Source organism: Blastococcus sp. SYSU DS1021 (assembly GCF_054050995.1).
On record NZ_JBJHAL010000024.1, the window covers coordinates 14,927 to 29,519 of the forward strand.

14 protein-coding genes are annotated in these 14,593 nt (G+C 73.9%); 4 read left to right on the forward strand and 10 right to left on the reverse strand.

Annotated features, from left to right (window positions below; translation table 11 throughout):
* Positions 1-73: 73 nt before the first annotated feature.
* Positions 74-1,021, forward strand: coding sequence for a proteasome assembly chaperone family protein (locus tag ACI8AP_RS16670; protein ID WP_456590473.1), 948 nt, complete (start codon positions 74-76; stop codon positions 1,019-1,021).
* 106 nt (positions 1,022-1,127) lie between these two features.
* Here the strand turns inward: ACI8AP_RS16670 and ACI8AP_RS16675 are convergent, their stop codons facing one another.
* The 4 genes from ACI8AP_RS16675 to ACI8AP_RS16690 all read right to left on the reverse strand — a co-directional run bounded on the left by ACI8AP_RS16675 (position 1,128) and on the right by ACI8AP_RS16690 (position 5,962).
* The gene (locus ACI8AP_RS16675) at positions 1,128-2,786 is read right to left on the reverse strand and encodes a catalase (RefSeq protein ID WP_456590474.1); all 1,659 of its coding nucleotides are present in this window, start codon (positions 2,784-2,786) and stop codon (positions 1,128-1,130) included.
* Positions 2,783-3,274, reverse strand: a complete 492-nt coding sequence (locus ACI8AP_RS16680; protein ID WP_456590475.1) for a Fur family transcriptional regulator — start codon at positions 3,272-3,274, stop codon at positions 2,783-2,785. The genes ACI8AP_RS16675 and ACI8AP_RS16680 overlap by 4 nt, the downstream gene beginning before the upstream one ends.
* 176 nt (positions 3,275-3,450) lie before the next feature.
* Positions 3,451-4,332, reverse strand: a complete 882-nt coding sequence (gene purU, locus ACI8AP_RS16685) for a formyltetrahydrofolate deformylase (RefSeq protein WP_456590476.1) — start codon at positions 4,330-4,332, stop codon at positions 3,451-3,453.
* Between the two features lie 4 nt (positions 4,333-4,336).
* Entirely contained in the window at positions 4,337-5,962 is a 1,626-nt protein-coding gene (locus ACI8AP_RS16690; RefSeq protein ID WP_456590477.1) for an MFS transporter, read from the reverse strand.
* 43 nt (positions 5,963-6,005) lie between these two features.
* Here ACI8AP_RS16690 and ACI8AP_RS16695 point away from each other — a divergent pair, with 43 nt between their 5' ends.
* Entirely contained in the window at positions 6,006-6,614 is a 609-nt protein-coding gene (locus ACI8AP_RS16695) for a TetR/AcrR family transcriptional regulator (protein ID WP_456590478.1), read from the forward strand.
* Positions 6,615-6,621: 7 nt separating this feature from the next.
* On the opposite strand, the gene ligD (ACI8AP_RS16700) is transcribed toward ACI8AP_RS16695, so the two are convergent.
* The 4 genes from ligD (ACI8AP_RS16700) to ACI8AP_RS16715 form a co-directional block, all read right to left on the reverse strand.
* Entirely contained in the window at positions 6,622-7,551 is a 930-nt protein-coding gene (gene ligD / locus ACI8AP_RS16700; RefSeq protein WP_456590479.1) for a non-homologous end-joining DNA ligase, read from the reverse strand.
* Between the two features lie 25 nt (positions 7,552-7,576).
* On the reverse strand, positions 7,577-8,542 hold the full coding sequence (ligD, locus tag ACI8AP_RS16705; RefSeq protein WP_456590480.1) for a non-homologous end-joining DNA ligase: 966 nt from the start codon (positions 8,540-8,542) through the stop codon (positions 7,577-7,579).
* Between the two features lie 4 nt (positions 8,543-8,546).
* Positions 8,547-9,551 carry a non-homologous end joining protein Ku gene (gene ku, locus ACI8AP_RS16710; RefSeq protein ID WP_456590481.1) on the reverse strand — a complete coding sequence of 335 codons (1,005 nt, stop codon included), beginning with the start codon at positions 9,549-9,551 and terminating at the stop codon, positions 8,547-8,549.
* A gap of 136 nt (positions 9,552-9,687) precedes the next feature.
* Positions 9,688-10,263 carry a DUF1360 domain-containing protein gene (locus ACI8AP_RS16715; protein WP_456590482.1) on the reverse strand — a complete coding sequence of 192 codons (576 nt, stop codon included), beginning with the start codon at positions 10,261-10,263 and terminating at the stop codon, positions 9,688-9,690.
* Between the two features lie 181 nt (positions 10,264-10,444).
* On the opposite strand from ACI8AP_RS16715, the gene ACI8AP_RS16720 reads away from it, so the two are divergent.
* On the forward strand, positions 10,445-10,906 hold the full coding sequence (locus tag ACI8AP_RS16720) for a hypothetical protein (protein ID WP_456590483.1): 462 nt from the start codon (positions 10,445-10,447) through the stop codon (positions 10,904-10,906).
* A 255-nt stretch (positions 10,907-11,161) separates the two neighbouring features.
* Positions 11,162-11,554 carry an STAS domain-containing protein gene (locus tag ACI8AP_RS16725; RefSeq protein ID WP_091933845.1) on the forward strand — a complete coding sequence of 131 codons (393 nt, stop codon included), beginning with the start codon at positions 11,162-11,164 and terminating at the stop codon, positions 11,552-11,554.
* Positions 11,555-11,609: 55 nt separating this feature from the next.
* Here ACI8AP_RS16725 and ACI8AP_RS16730 read toward each other — a convergent pair whose 3' ends face one another.
* Positions 11,610-12,632, reverse strand: a complete 1,023-nt coding sequence (locus ACI8AP_RS16730; RefSeq protein ID WP_456590484.1) for a DNA topoisomerase IB — start codon at positions 12,630-12,632, stop codon at positions 11,610-11,612.
* A 58-nt stretch (positions 12,633-12,690) separates the two neighbouring features.
* A complete protein-coding gene (locus ACI8AP_RS16735) occupies positions 12,691-14,511 on the reverse strand; it encodes an ATP-binding SpoIIE family protein phosphatase (RefSeq protein ID WP_456590485.1) in 1,821 nt (606 codons plus the stop codon).
* Between the last annotated feature and the right edge of the window lie 82 nt (positions 14,512-14,593).

The window sequence follows — 14,593 nt, forward strand, 5'->3', positions numbered from 1 at the left end:
GCGGGCCGTCGCGCGGCTGTAGCGGCCAGCGCGACCCGGCCTCGCGCCGGACGACCCGACAGGAGGTGCCCCCGTGGCCCAGCGACCGGAGGACCTGGTCGAACTGCTCCCGGCGGCGGAGCCGTTCCTCACCCGCGAGGCGGCCGTCGACGACCCGGCCGAGCGCCGGGGCCTCGTGCTGGTGCACGACCTCGCCGGAGACTTCGATGCCGCGTCGGCGGGCACGCTCGCCGGCGCCCATCTGCTGGCCGGGCTGCCGCACGAGGTCATCGCCCGCTTCGACGCCGACAGCCTGATCGACTACCGGGCCCGACGTCCCCGCATGACCTTCAACGCCGACCGGTACGAGGGCTTCACCGCCCCGGAGATCGCGCTCTACGCCGTCGAGGACGACGCCGGCGAGACGTTCCTGCTCCTCCACGGCGCCGAGCCCGACTACGCCTGGGAACGGTTCGTGGCCGCGGTCGGCATGCTCGTCGAGCGGCTCGGCATCACCTCCGTCGCCGCGCTCCAGGCGATCCCGATGCCGGTGCCGCACACGCGGCCGGTCACCGTCACCGCCCACGCCACACGACGGCAGCTCATCGAGTCCTATCCGGTGTACTGGGGCGAGATGCGCATCCCCGGCAGCGTCTCGGCCCTGCTGGAGCTGCGCATGGGCGAGGCCGGGGTCGACGCCTTCGGCGTGGCCGCGCACGTCCCCCACTACCTCGCGCAGGCCACTTACCCCGCCGCCTCGCTCACGCTGCTCGAGCACCTGGAGCAGCTCACCGGGCTGCGCCTGCCCACCGAGTCGCTGCGCGAGGCGGCCGAGCTCCACCGCTCGGAGGTCGACGCGCAGATCGCCCGCTCGGCGGACAACGTGGCCGTCGTCGCCGCCCTGGAGCAGCAGTACGACTCGTTCACCGCCGCCCGCGAGGGCACCGACCTGCTGGGCGGCGCCGGCGAGGTGCCCAGCGCCGAGGAGCTCGGCGCCGAGTTCGAGCGGTTCCTCGCCGACCAGGACCGCAAGCGCGACTGAGCGGTACGCCCCGTCGTCCCAGGACGACTCGGCACGGCAGAAGGCCGACGGGCCGCGACCGGGATGATCCCGGTCGCGGCCCGCCGCGATGGTGCTGTGGTGCCTGTCAGGCGACGACCACGCGCTCGTTCGGCACGCAGTGCGTCATGACGTGACCGGTCACGTCCCGCGGACCGTTCTTGCCGAGGTTGGCCGCGCGCTGCAGCTCCTCCTCGGACAGGGTCTGCGTCTGCAGCGGCTCCAGGCCCCGGACGTCGTCGGCGGAGATGCCGAGGGCCTCGCCGACCCGCTGGCCCCACTCGTCGTCGCACATGAAGAAGTGCCAGACCATCCGCTCCTGGATCTCGCGGCGGCACTGCTGCAGGGCGCCGACCAGGTTGGTGACCAGGTCGTCCTTCTCCCACTGCTCGGAGAGCTGGTAGCGCTCACCGGCCTGCTTGTAGTCGTTGGTGCGCGGGATCCGCTTGCGGGTGAGCCGGCCGGTGATGACCGGGCCCTGCTCGTCGTGCGTGGGGTAGGTGTCCTCACGCAGGCCGCCGGTGATCGACGGCTCGTAGTTGACGTGCGGGTTGTCACCCACGATGTCGCGGCCGTAGGACATCGGGCCGCCCTGCTGGTTGGTCCGGACCTCGACCTTGGGCCGGTTCACCGGCAGCTGCAGGTAGTTCGGGCCCACCCGGTAGCGCTGGGTGTCCGAGTAGGAGAACGTCCGGCCGACCAGCATCTTGTCGTCGGAGAAGTCCAGCCCGTCGACCAGGACGCCGGTACCGAAGGCGATCTGCTCGTTCTCGGAGAAGAAGTCCTCCGGCATCCGGTTGAGGGTCATCGTCCCGACCTTGCGGAGCGGGAAGACCTCCTCCGGCCACACCTTGGTGTCGTCGAGCGGGTCGAAGTCGAGCTCGGGGTGCTCGTCGTCGCTCATGATCTGCACGTGCAGGTCCCACGACGGGAAGTCGCCGGCGGCGATCGAGTCGTAGAGGTCCTTGGTGTGGGCACCCAGGGTCTGCGCCTGGATCTTGGCGCCGTCCTCGGCGGTGTAGGACTTCACGCCCTGCTTGGGCAGCCAGTGGTACTTGACCAGCACGGTCTCGCCCTGGGCGTTGACCCACTTGTAGGTGTTCACGCCGAAGCCCTGCATGTGCCGGTAGCTGGCCGGCAGGCCGCGGGGGCTGAAGACCAGCGAAACCATGTGCATGGCCTCGGGGGTCTGGCTGAAGAAGTCGAAGGCCCGCTCGGCGACGCTGGCCTCGAAGGTGACCGGGTCGGGCTTCTGCGAGTGGATGAAGTCGGGGAACTTGATGGCGTCCCGGATGAAGAAGACACCCAGGTTGTTGCCGACGAGGTCCCAGTTCCCGTCCTCGGTGTAGAACTTCACGGCGAAGCCGCGCGGGTCGCGCGCCATCTCCGAGGAGTCCCGGCCACCGGCGACGGTGGAGAACCGCAGCGCGACGTCGGTGCGCTTGCCCTTCTCCTGGAACAGCTTGGCGCGGGTGTACTTGCTGACCGGCTCGTCACCGACGGTGCCGTCGGCCTCGAAGTAGCCGTAGGCGGTCACGCCGCGGGCGTGCACCACGCGCTCCGGGATGCGCTCCCGGTCGAAGTGGCTGATCTTCTCGAGGAACTGGTAGTTCTCCAGGGTCGCGGGGCCACGGGCGCCCACGGTGCGCTGGTTCTGGTTGTCGTAGACCGGGTGGCCCTGACGGTTGGTCAGGACCGGCTTGCCGGCCTGGCTGGGCGCCGTGCCCTGCGATGCGACGTCGGTCATGCTCCTGCTCCTCCTCGGATGTGGTGCTGGTGTTCGACCTGCATGGAGTCGGTGCCTGCCGCGACCTCCCGGTCACGGCTCCGACAGGTGGCGCAGAGCCCCCAGAACACGACCTCGGCCTCGTCCACGACGAAGCCGGCGGTGTCCGACGGGCTCAGACAGGGGGCCGCACCCACGACGCAGTCCACGTCGGCGACCGCGCCGCACGCGCGGCAGACCAGGTGGTGGTGGTTGTCCCCCACCCGCAGCTCGAACAGCGCGGGCGCCCCGGCGGGCTCGATCCGGCGGGCGATGCCGGTGGAGACGAGGGCCTTCAGCACGCCGTACACGGCCTGGGGGGACAGCGAGGGGTGCAGCTGCCGCGCGCCGGTCACGATCGTGTCGGCGTCGGCGTGGGGATGATCGGCCAGCACGCTCAGCACCGACAGGCGGGGCCGCGTCACGCGCAGCCCGGCCTCCCGCAGCTCGTGCGCCCAGGTCGTCTCCATCGAGAACCATCCAACGCGCTTTTCTTGAACGAGTCAAGACAAGCGGGTGAACGATCGCGGACGTGTCCCCCTGCGGAGGCCCTGATGATCAGGTCACCTGATCATCAGGGGTCCTGGCTCACTTCCAGCACTGAGCCAGGACCCCGAACGATCAGGTGACCTGATCGTCCTGCGGGTCAGGCGAAGACGATGGTGCGGTCGCCCTCGACGATGACGCGGTCCTCCACGTGCCAGGTCACCGCCTGCGCGAGCACCTGCCGCTCGACGTAGCGGCCCACCCGGCGCATGTCCTCCACCGTGGCGCGGTGGTCGACGCGGGCGACCTCCTGCTCGATGATCGGCCCGGCGTCCAGCTCCGCGGTCACGTAGTGCGCGGTGGCACCGATGAGCTTCACCCCGCGGTCGTGGGCGGCCTGGTACGGGTTCGCGCCCACGAAGGCCGGCAGGAAGCTGTGGTGGATGTTGATCAGCCGCTCGGGGAACCGGGCGCAGAACTCCGGCGAGACGATCTGCATGTACCGGGCCAGCACCACCAGGTCGACGTCGCCCACGATCTCCAGCGCCCGCGCCTCGGCCTCGGCCTTCGTGCCCGGGGTGACCGGCACGTGGTGGAACGGGATGCCGGCCGCGGCGGCCACCGGCTCCAGGTCCGGGTGGTTGCTGATGACGGTGGTGATGTCGGCCCGCAGGTCACCGGCGCGCACCCGGTAGATGAGCTCCTGCAGCACGTGGTCGGTGCGGCTGACGAAGACCGCGACGGTCGGGCGGTGCGCGGCCTCCACCAGCCGCCAGGTGAGCTGCCACGTGCGGGTCAGCTCGGCCAGCCGCTGCTCCAGCTCCGCCCGCCGGGCGGCCAGGTCGGCCAGCACGAACTCCAGGCGCAGGGTGAAGGTGCCGCCGCTCGGGTCGGAGGAGTGCTGCTGGGAGTCGGTGATGTTCGCGCCGACGTCGGCCATCAGGCCGCTGATCGCCGCCACGATCCCCGGCCGGTCGGGGCAGCGGACGACCAGTCGTCCCAGGTCGGCGGTGCGGTCGTCGAGCGGGCGGGCAGCAGACACGGTGCTAGATCGTCCCAGACCCCTGCGACGCGCGGTCGGGGCCGCCCCGGCGGAGGGCCGCGAGCACGGTGCACGCCGTCCAGACGACGTCGACGGCGAACACGACCACCCAGATCCGGCCCGCCCCGTGGACGAAGCCGGGCAATCCCTCCAGCCCGGGCCGCGCGCCGCGCAGGAGGGCGTCCCACCCCTGCTCGGCGGAGGCCACGTCGACCACCCAGGAGAGGTCGACGAGCGCCAGCACCACCTGGACGAGGACGAACAACACCGCGTGGGCGGCCAGGAGCGACAGCTGCCGGCGCGGGCCGCGGGAGCTCGCGCCGACCGTGCGGCGGCCCGCCGTCCGGCCGCCCGACCCGGCGGTGTCCCCGACGGCGGCCGCCGGTGCGGTGGCGGCTGCGTCCGGGACGGCGGGTGCGCCGGCGGGCACGGGAGCCACCGCCACCTCCGGCGGGGCGGCGACGGGCCGGTCCCGCACCCCCAGCCGGCCCACCGCCCACGGCCCGAGCACCGCGCCGGCCAGGCTGGGCAGCGCGAGGACCAGGCAGGCCGTCGTCCACGACCCGCCCTGGTAGAGCGCGCCGGCCAGCACCGCACCCACGGCGGCACCCACCAGCGCGGCCGCCTCGTACAGGCCCATGCCGCGGCCGATGCCGGCGCCCGCGGCCTCGGCGACGACCGCCTGCTGCACGGGGATGACCGCCGCCCAGGCCGCCGCGCTCAGGACCCACGCCGCCGCCAGCACGCCCGGGGTGGGTGCGAAGGACAACCCGACCGCGAAGAGCGCGCTGGCCACCGATCCCAGCGCCAGCACCCGGCGGCGGCCGAACGCCACGGCGAGGCGGTGCAGCGGCCCGGGCAGCAGGCCCATGACGACGGCGCCCGGGAGGTAGACCAGCGCGATCTCCACCGGCTCCAGGCCGTGCCCGCGCTGCAGGTGCAGGAGCAGCAGGATGCCGACGGCGGACTCCGCGGCCATGGTGGCCGCGACGGTGAGCAGCAGCGGGCGCAGTCTCCGGCCGGTGCGCCGCAGGGCGGCAGGCGGCCCGGCACCGGCCACCGGGCCCGGCCGGATCGGCGCGGAGTACAGGAAGCCGGCACCCACCAGGCAGGCCGCGGCGCAACCGAGGAACAGCCCCCGGTAGCCCAGCGCCGGCAGCAGCGACAACCCGGCCACGAAGGCCACCCAGACGCCGGTCTCCTGCCAGGAGAGCAGCCGCGCGAAGACGGCGGGGTCCACCACCAGCCGCTCACCCACCATGGCGCGCAGCGGCACCCACAGCAGCGCACCTCCCACTCCGCCGACCACCGCGGCCAGGAACGCGAGGGGAAGCGCGCCGGCGAACGCGTACCCGGCGGTGGAGAGCGCGTACAGCAGCGCGCCGACGGCGGCGACGGTCCGACGCTCTCGCGCATCCGCGAGCACGCCGGCCAGCGGCCTGGCGACCACGGAGACGGCCAGCTCGGTCGCCACGAGCAGGCCGACCTCCACCGCGGCGGCCCCGAGGGCGGCGCCCGCCCACAGCGGCAGGAGGAAGTCGAGCAGTTCGGCGGGCCCGCGGGTCAGTGCGGCGGCCGCCAGCGCGCCCGCCTCGCGGCGTGCGGCAGGGCTCCGGACGCGGTCCGCCATGCCCGGCAGCGTAGCGGAACATCTGTTCCACTAACATCGGCGCATGCCCCGGTCCGTGGATCCCGACGAGCGCCGGCGGACCATCGCCGAGGCGCTCTGGCGCGTCGTCGCCCGCGACGGCCTGGCCGCGGCCACCGTGCGCAGCGTGGCCGCGGAGGCAGGGCTGTCGCTCGGCGCGGTGACGCCCTTCTTCGACGGCCAGGAGGCGCTGCACCTGTTCGCGATGCGGCTCGTGGTGGAGCGCACGGCCGCGCGCGTCGCACGCCTGGATCCGCAGGGGTCGCCTCGAGAGGTGGCCGAGCAGCTCCTCACCGCGGCCATGCCGTTGACGGAGGAGACCCGACAGGAGGCCGCGGTCTACTACGCCTTCCTGGCCCGCGCCCGCGTGTCCCCGTCCTTCCGCGCCGTGGCCGACACCGTCGACGACGACCTGCGCCGCCTGCACGCCCTCGTCGTCCGCCTGGCGCTCCCCGACGCGCCCGATCCGCATCGGGAGGCGGCGGTCAGGGAGCTCCAGGCGCTCAGCGAGGGGCTGGCCTTCCAGCTGGTCACCTGGCCGCACCGCTACTCGGTCGAGGACGCGCGCGCCGCAGTGCGGACGTGGATCGACCGGACCGCGGCACCGGCCGGCCGCTCCTCTTCCGGGGAGTAGGCCGGGGTCAGACCTCCGGCAGCGGGGCGCGCCGGGCGCCGGCGACGTCGAAGAGGTCGCCGTACTCCTCGACGCGGGCCAGCACCTGCTCCGTGGTGAACCGCAGGGCCGCGGGATCCAGGGAGCCGTCGCGGACCGCGTCGACCTCGTCCCAGCCGATCGGCGTGGAGACCGTCGCCCCCGCCCGCGCCCGCAGCGAGTACGGGGCGACGGTGGTCTTGGCCGGGTTGTTCTGGCTCCAGTCGACGAGCACCTTGCCCGGCCGCAGCGCCTTCTCCATCCGCCAGACGACGTCGTCGGGGGTCTCGGCCGACAGCTCCTGCGCCAGCTTCTTCGCGTAGCGGCTGGGCTGCTCGCGGTCGGTGACCTCGATCGGCGCGTACACCTGCATGCCCTTGGAGCCCGACGTCTTCACCACCGGGTCCAGGCCGTCGGCCTCCAGCCGCACGCCGAGCCGCTCGGCCACCTCGCAGCACTCGGCGATGCCGGTCTCCGGGCCCGGGTCGAGGTCGAGCACCAGCAGGTCGGGCAGCTGCGCCACCCCGTCGTCGTCCACCCGCCACTGCGGGACGTGCACCTCCAGGGCGGCCAGGTTCGCCGCCCACGCCAGATCGGGGACGTCGGCCAGCAGCACCATGTCCAGCGTCTCGCGGCCGCGCGAGCTGCCCGGGCTCGGCAGGGTCACCCGGCGCACCCACTCCGGGGCGTGCCGCGCGCTGTTCTTCTCGAAGAACGCCGGGCCCTCGACCCCGTCGGGCCACCGGGTGAAGGTCACGGGCCGGCCGGCCACGTGCGGCAGCAGCACCGGGGCGATCCGCACGTAGTAGTCGATGACCTGGGCCTTGGTGAAACCCACCTCGGGGAAGAGAACCTTGTCCAGGTTGGAGACCGCCAGTTGCCGCCCGGCGATCTCCACCCGCTGCCTGGCGGGGCTCACGGTCCGCTACCGCGGCGCCGGCCGTTCACGACTCCCGCACCACGTCGTCGGGCTCCAGGTCGTCGCGGACCCCGCGCCAGACCGGGTGCCGGAGCCGCCCGTCCGCCGTCCACACCGCGTAGGCGACCTCGCCGACGAGGTCGGGCTCCACCCAGCGCGCGTCCCGGGTGACCTCGCGCGGCAGTGCGCCGGCGAAGGGCGAGGTGCGGCGCGGGGTGAGCAGCCGCTGCAGGTCGCGCAGCCCCTGGTCGGTGAACCCGGTGCCCACGTGCCCGACGTAGACCAACCGCCCCTCGTCGTCGGGGACGCCGACCAGCAGCGAACCGATGGTGCCGGCGCGCCGTCCCTGGCCCGGCCGCCACCCGCCGACGACGGCGGACTGGGTGGAGAAGTTCTTGACCTTGCGCCAGTCGGGGCTGCGGACGCCGTCGCGGTACGGGGAGTCCAGCCGCTTGGCCACGATCCCCTCCAGCCCGTTCTCCTCGCTGGCGGCCTGCACGTCGGCGCCGCGGCCCGGGAACCACGGCGTGAGCACCCAACGGCGCCCGGCCGGGTCGAGCTCGTCGAGGAGCGAGCGGCGCTCGGCGTACGGGCGTCCGCGGAGGTCCTGCCCGTCGAGCTCCAGCAGGTCGAAGACGAGGTAGCTGACCGGAGCGGCGGCCGCCATCCGCGGCACCTCGGGACCGGTGCGGTGCATCCGGTTCTGCAGCGCACCGAAGTCGGGGCGGCCCTGCCCGTCCATCAGCACGATCTCCCCGTCGACGACGGCGTCCCGACCGGTGAGCGTGCCGGGCAGCCGGGCGACCTCCGGATACCGGACGGTGATCTCCGTGCCCTTGCGCGAGGCCAGCGTCAGCCGCCCGTCCCGCACCGCGGCCAGGGCACGCACGCCGTCCCACTTGAACTCGTAGCCCCACCCGCCGTCGTCGGCGGGCAGGTCGCCGGGGACGGCCAGCATCGGCAGCGGGAGGTCGGCCGGCTCGGGAGCCACCACCTCAGGCGCTGCGGCGGGCCCGCTTGGCCGGCGGCTTGTCGTCGCCGGCGGCCCGGGCGGTCGTCTTCTCCGCCGGGCCGGCCGCCTTCTTCGGCGCGGCCTTCTTCGCGGCGGCCTTCTTCGCCGGAGCCTTCGCGTCGGCCTTGTCGGCGGCGGCCTTGCGGGGCGCGGCCTTCCGCGCCGACGCCGGCTTCTTCGCCGGCGGCGCCGTGGGCTCCTCGTCCGCGGTCGCGCCGCCCCGGGCGCGCTCGACGCTGCGCCGCAGCGCGCTCATCAGGTCGACGACGGCGGCCCCGTCGTCGGGGGTCTCCACCGGCTGGGCCACCTCGCCCCCGGTCTGCTTCGCCTCCAGCAGGGCGGTCATCGCCTCGCGGTAGTCGTCGGTGAACTCACCCGGGTCGAAGTCCGTGGTCATCGAGCCGATGAGAGCCTCGGCCATCTTCAGCTCCTGCGGCCGCACCGAGATGTCCTCGTCGAGGAAGGCGAAGTCGGGCGTGCGGATCTCGTCGGGCCACCGCATGGTGTGCAGCACGAGGACGCCGTCGCGCACCCGCAGCGCCGCCAGCGACTCCCGCTGCCGCAACGCGATCTTGGTGATCGCCACCTGGCCGGCGTTCTCCAGCGCGTCGCGCAGCAGCACGTAGGGACGCGCCGCGGGACCGTCGGGCTCGAGGTAGTACGTCTTCTCGAACATGATCGGGTCGATCTCGGACTGGTCGACGAACTCCAGCACCTCGATCTCCCGGCGGGTGGTGAGCGGCAACCCCTCGAAGTCCTCGTCGGTGAGGATGACCACCTCCCCGCTGGGCAGCTCGTAGCCCTTGGCGATGTCGGAGTACTCGAGCTCCTCGCCGTCGATCGAGCACACCCGCCGGTACTTCACCCGGCCACCGTCGGCCGCGTGCACCTGGTGGAAGCGGATGTCCTTGTCCTCGGTGGCCGAGTACAGCTTCACGCCGATGCTGACCAGGCCGAACGACACGGCGCCTCGCCAGATCGATCGCATGCCGCCCTCCCTCGCACCCGTTCCGCCGGGCGTCCCCGACCCGGAGCCGGGTCAAGATCGCAGGATAGGTCCGGAGCGCCCTCCGCGGCAGGGCGAACGACGCGGCCACTCCCCCCGACGGAGGACCGTCGCCTCCTCAGCCCTGGTCGTCCGCCCCCTCGTCGGCCGGGGCCAGGGCACCGTTCTGGATCGAGTCGTACACGAACTGCAGGACGTCGGAGCCCGCGACCGTCGTCATCGTCAGCGCGGCCAGCCGGGTGGCCCGGGGTGCGGTCACGTACCCGAAGACGAACGCCGTGCCCACCCACTGGGCCAGGCAGAAGGGGCAGGTGAGCAGCTCACCGACGGCGTGCTTCACGCCGCCGTGCTCCCGCACCTCCTCGGCCACCTCGGCGTGCCCCGAGGCGCCCTCGAAGCGCACGAACGGCGCGCGGAGCGGACTGGTCACCGGGTCCTTGGCGATGCGGCGGGCCAGCCGGAAGGTGGCGATGGTGAGCAGGACGGCGTCACCGAGCGGGATCCGCTCGGGCAGCTGCTTGCCCGCGGCCCGCACCGCCACGGCGCCACCGGCCACCACGCCCGCGTACACGCCCATGGCGCCCAGGTCACCGCCCAGCGGCCTGGGTTCCCCGTTGGTGTACTCGCGCTTCTGGGTGCGCACCCACCGGCGGAGCGGCGCCCCGACCCGCTGGACCTCGTCTGCGATCGCCATGGCCCCCTGCTACCCCGCGGACGCGCTCCCATGCCGCGAGGGGCGGCAGTGCCGCGACGCACACCGGCGCATGGCCGCACGGCCCCCGGGTAGGGCGGTGGAACGACGCCGGTCCCCCGACCGGCCCACGGCCCCTCCGGGGGCGAGAGCGCGGGCACGCCCGCCGACGAACGGAGGCCCGATGACCAACCCCGCCAACGACGGCACCGACCCCGGTACGTACGACGGCACCACCCAGACCGAGGGGCAGACGGCCCGGGACATCTTCCCCTCGGACGACGGCATCCCGGACGTCGCGCAGGACGACTCCCCCACCCAGTCGTGGAAGGAGGACCCGCAGTTCCAGCCGATGCCGAACGAGAGCGCGACCGCCACGGTCGACTTCGGCACCACCGCCTTCGAGCAGTCCCAGGGCGAGTCCCTCGCCGGCCGGCTGGATCGCGAGCTCCCCGACGACGCGGCCGACGTCCGCCCCGCCGAGGACCCGCAGCGGGCCGACGCGCAGCTGGAGCAGGACACCTCGACCACGCCCGAGAGCGACTCCGGCACCAACCGCACCGCAGACGACGTCGAGGCCACCGCGGACCAGCCCGTGGGCGGCGAGGGCCCCGAGGAGTCCGCCGTCCACGTCACCGACGGCTGACGCTCCCCCGCACACCAGCGACCCACCCCTCGGCGCCCCTTCGGGTGCCGTCCGGGGGGTGGGTTGGCGCGCGCGCGGCAGGTTGTCTACGTTGAGTCAGCGGTTCAGCAGGTAGCCGCGACGTGCTGGGCCCGGTGGTCCGGCACGCAACACATTCGACCACCGCGAGCCGGGGGCCCGGGCCCCCGGAGATGTGCAGCGGTAGATTGTCCGGGCGGCCCGTCGTCCGGGTTCCGCCGAGAGGAGCCACTGTCCGTGACCACTTCCGACCTGCCCGCCGAGGGGCAGCCCGACGTGTCGACCGAGGGCACCGAGGCACCCTTCGACGACGTGATCACGCTCTCGACCTCCACCGACGAGGACGGCGCTGTCACGGTCACGGTCGTCGGCGAGGTGGACACCTTCACCGCTCCCGTGCTGCGCTCGACCCTGGACAGCCAGCTCGAGCAGCAGCCGCGCGAGCTGGTGATCGACCTGTCCGGTGTCCAGTTCCTGGGCTCGGCCGGTCTCGCCGTGCTCGTCGAGACGCAGAAGTCCGCCCGCAGCCGTGAGGTCGCCCTGCGGCTGATCGCCACGACCCGCGCCGTCACCCGGCCGCTCGAGGTGACCGGGCTGATCGACCTCTTCACCATCGCCGACGCCCGCTGAAGAAGGACCTCGTCCGGAGGCCCCGCTCCACACCGGAGCGGGGCCTCCGTCGTCACTAGGCCGAGAGCAGCCGGCAGACGGCCTCCTCCAGCACCTTCTGCGTGTCCCGGTCGGCCACACCCCCCGACGACAGGACCTCGTCGGCGTCGCGCAGGGCCTCGGCGACCGTCTCGCCGTGCTCGAACCGGTCGACGACGCGCGGGTCGACGTAGCTGGCCTTGCAGACGGCGGGGGTGTTCCCCAGCTGCTCGCTGACCCGCTTGTAGGCGGCGCTGACGACCTTCTTGCGGGCCGTCTTCGACGTCGGCGGGGGCACCTCGGCGAGCGCGGCGGCCATCAGCACCGTCGCCGTCCACGTGCGGAAGTCCTTGGCCGAGATCTCCGCGCCGCTGATCTCCTTGAGGTAGGCGTTGATCTCCGCGCTCGTCACGTCCCGCCACGTGCCGTCCTCGGTCTGGTAGGCGAGCAGGTCCTCACCGGCGTCGGCGGGGCGCTCGAGCAGCTGGCGGACGACGGTCGCCGTGGACCGGTCGGTGATCTCCACCTCCCGCTCGATGCCCCCCTTCGCGAGGTAGGAGCAGAAGGTCCGCTCGCCGCGCACCGACACGTGCGCCCGTTTCAGGGTCGCCAGGCCGAACGTGCCGTTCTCCTCCTCGTACTGCTCGCTGCCCACGCGGAAGGCGCCCAGGTCCAGCAGCCGGATGGCGGTGGCCAGGACGCGCTCGCGGGTGAGGCCGCGGGTGCGCAGCCCGGCCCGCACCGCGTCGCGCACATCGGGCAGCTGGCGCGCGATCTCCAGCACCCGCTCGTGCTTCTCCGCGTCGCGCCGGGCACGCCAGGCGTCGTGGTAGCGGTACTGCCGCCGCCCGGCGGCGTCCACCCCGGTGGCCTGGATGTGCCCGTTGGGCCACGGGCAGATCCAGACGTCCCTCCAGGCCGGCGGGACGGCGAGGGCCCGGATGCGGTCCAGCCGCTCGTCCTTGATGAGGCTGCCGTCGGTGTCGTAGTACGCGAAGCCGCGCCCGGCTCTGCGGCGTCGGTAGCCGGGCCCGTGCACGTCGCTGCGCCGCAGTCTCACGGGCGGGGAATGGGCACCGCAGGCACTCCGCAAACCCCCCGGGACGGAGAGTCACGCCTCAGCGCAGCTCGACCAGCCCGTCCAGACCGCTGATCTCCAGCACGTGCCGGGTCACGCCGCCCGCGGGGGCCTGGACGACGAGGCGCCAGGACTCGTCCCGGGCGATGCGGGCCACGGCCAGGACGACGCGGACGGCGGCGCTGCTGAACAGGCCGACGTCGCAGAGGTCGAGCTCCATCGGGGTGGCGCCGCCGTGACTGGCCTCCAGCATCCGGATCCGCAGCTGTTCCGCGGCCGCGGCGTCGACGGCCCCCCGGGCCCGCACGACCGGGCGCGGACCCTCGCGCTCGACCACCACGTCCGCACCGTCGACGACGCGGTGCGCGTCGATCTCCTCGTCCGGGGTCCGCCGCAGCCGGAAGCTCAGCGTGACCGTCGTCCCGTGGTCCTCGGCCAGGGTCACGCCGTCGACGAGCTGGCGCATGATCAGCAGCCCGCGGCCACGGTCACCCGGGTCGCGGTCCGGCGGGCGCCAGGTGCCCTGGTCCCGCACGGTCACGGTGAGCACCCCGTCCACGTCGACCTGGGCGGTCACCGACATGGGCCCGGGCTCGGTACCCCGGTAGGCGTGCTCGGCGGCGTTCGCGCACGCCTCGCCGACGGCGACCATGACACCCACCCGGTCCTGCTCGCCCATGCCCAGGTCGGTCAGCCAGGCGTTGAGGCGCCGGCGCACGCCGGGCAGCGCGGAGGGCACGGCGAGCAGGTCCAGCTGGAGGGCCTCGTGCGCGGTGGCCCGCCGGTGGGCGACCAGGACGGCGACGTCGTCCAGCCAGCCGTGCGGCCGGCGCACGCCCTCGGCGATCGCCCCGGCCAGCCCGGCGGCGGCATCGACGCCGAGGGCCCCCGGATCGTCCAGCACCTCGCGCGCGGCCGCACCGAGCCGTTCGAGCGCCTCGGCGGGTGGCTCGTCGAGCCCCGCGACCACACCGTTGGAGAAGAGCACCAGCGTCGCGCCCTGGGCGAGCTGGGCCTCGTGCAGCGGCGCCGGCGCCCCGGGGAGGCTGCCGAGCGGCGGCCGGGCGGTCACCTCGAGGAACGTGCTGCTCCCGTCGGCGTGCACGACCAGCGGGGCCGGGTGACCGGCCGCGCTGTAGACCAGCCGCCCGGTGGCGACATCGAGGACGCCGTAGAACACCGACGCCCCCTCGACGTCGTCCATCTGGGCGGCGAACGCGTCGAGAGCGGCGAGCACGGCCGCCGGCTCCGGGTCGCCGAGCACCGTGGAGCGCATCGCCCCGCGCAGCCGGCTCATCGCGCCGGCCGCGGCCACCCCGTGCCCCACGGCGTCGCCCACCACCAGGGCGACGCGGCCCTTGCCCAGCGGCACGGCGTCGTACCAGTCGCCACCGGCCGCGGAGAGCTCGGTGGCCCGGTGGTAGCTGCCGGACAGGACCACGTCGGGGAGCATCGGCAGCGACGGCGGGAGCAGCGCCTGCTGCGCGCGGTGCACGTCGTCGGCCGCGAGCGCTTCGATCACCACGAAGGCACCCGGCTCGCCGGCGACCGTCATGGGCCGCACCGTGGCCGTCACCATCGGCCCCTCCGGCCCGAGCGCGCCGCTGAGGGTCTCGGTGTGCCCGCTGCGCGCAGCGGCCTCGACGAGGTCGGCCAGCGGGCGCCCGGAGACCTCGGGCAGGCCGCCGCGCCGGGCCTCCAGGCCGCGGGCTCGGGCGTTGGCCCACAGCGGTCGGGCGGCGTCGGCCGCCAGGCAGAACAGCGCGTCGGGCGACGTCTCCATGGCAGCGAGCAGCACGGCGGAGCCCTCGTCCAGGGCGCCGTCGTCGGTGGGTGGCAGACTGCCGGAACCGGTGCTCATCTCGGGCCAGCCAACAACAGGCTGCGGGTGGCGGCAACCGCGTGCCCGGCACGCGAACGCCGTGGTCCAGGCCACGTTTGGG